This window comes from Exiguobacterium sp. s191, from assembly GCF_018618955.1.
Taxonomy (GTDB): Bacteria; Bacillota; Bacilli; order Exiguobacteriales; family Exiguobacteriaceae; genus Exiguobacterium_A; species Exiguobacterium_A abrahamii.
This window is the reverse complement of sequence record NZ_JACSNC010000010.1, coordinates 1-1,032: the sequence shown is the minus strand read 5'-3', so window position 1 is coordinate 1,032 and position 1,032 is coordinate 1. Positions and strand designations below refer to the sequence as shown.

The 1,032-nt window shown below is 49.7% G+C and carries 6 tRNA genes and 1 rRNA gene; all 7 read left to right on the top strand.

The window, feature by feature from the left end:
- The first annotated feature begins 167 nt into the window (after positions 1–167).
- The 7 genes from rrf (at position 168) to KNQ09_RS17360 (ending at position 898) form a co-directional block, all read left to right on the top strand.
- Positions 168–283 (top strand): 5S ribosomal RNA (gene rrf, locus KNQ09_RS17390).
- 9 nt (positions 284–292) lie between these two features.
- Positions 293–368 (top strand) — tRNA-Val (locus KNQ09_RS17385).
- A 14-nt stretch (positions 369–382) separates the two neighbouring features.
- Positions 383–458, top strand: a tRNA-Thr gene (locus tag KNQ09_RS17380).
- Positions 459–520: 62 nt separating this feature from the next.
- Positions 521–607, top strand: a tRNA-Leu gene (locus tag KNQ09_RS17375).
- Positions 608–645: 38 nt separating this feature from the next.
- A tRNA-Arg gene (locus tag KNQ09_RS17370) sits at positions 646–719 on the top strand.
- A gap of 4 nt (positions 720–723) precedes the next feature.
- A tRNA-Pro gene (locus KNQ09_RS17365) sits at positions 724–800 on the top strand.
- Between the two features lie 22 nt (positions 801–822).
- Positions 823–898: transfer RNA gene (locus tag KNQ09_RS17360), tRNA-Ala, on the top strand.
- Positions 899–1,032: the final 134 nt, after the last annotated feature.

Sequence of the window (1,032 nt, the reverse complement as noted above, 5' to 3'; positions counted from 1 at the left end):
GGTCACGGGTGGAAGCATGGCGACATGTGGAGCTGAGTGATACTAATCGGTCGAGGCCTTGTTCTAGCAGATGCTTGTTGATGACTTCAGTTTTGAGGGCGCGAGCCTTTCAAAAAAACGAAAAAAAGTCTTGACGTTATGTGAACATAATGTTAAGATAATAAATGTCTGGTGGCGATAGCCAAGTGGTCACACCCGTTCCCATGCCGAACACGGAAGTTAAGCACTTGAACGCCGAAAGTAGTTGGGGGCTTCCCCCTGTGAGGATAGGACGCTGCCAGGCGATACATATGGAGGATTAGCTCAGCTGGGAGAGCACCTGCCTTACAAGCAGGGGGTCGGCGGTTCGATCCCGTCATCCTCCACCATTTTTATTACACTTGCCGGTGTAGCTCAGCTGGTAGAGCAACTGACTTGTAATCAGTAGGTCGCGGGTTCGACTCCTGTTGCCGGCACCATTTTTATCTTCAATGATCACCAGAATTCAATTATGAATGAAGGTTCTACCTTTTATATCCCTGCCGGGGTGGCGGAACTGGTAGACGCACAGGACTTAAAATCCTGCGGGGGTTTCCCCGTGCCGGTTCGATTCCGGCCCTCGGTACCATTTTCATTTTGATGTTTGCTGTTTGATCCTTATATTCCGCACCCTTAGCTCAGCTGGATAGAGTACTTGACTACGAATCAAGGGGTCGGGAGTTCGAATCTCTCAGGGTGCATTTTCGGGAAGTAGCTCAGCTTGGTAGAGCACTTGGTTTGGGACCAAGGGGTCGCAGGTTCGAATCCTGTCTTCCCGACCATCTTCAATTTCATCCCTTTAATGGGGCCTTAGCTCAGCTGGGAGAGCGCCTGCCTTGCACGCAGGAGGTCAGCGGTTCGATCCCGCTAGGCTCCACCATTTTTATGACGAACTTTGAAAACTGAACGATGAGGCAAAAATCGTATTCTACGGAATACAAAAACGAATGAAGCGCAAGCTTCGTCAATCGTGACTTCGGTCACAAAAACGAGCAAGTCAAACACTTCATGGAG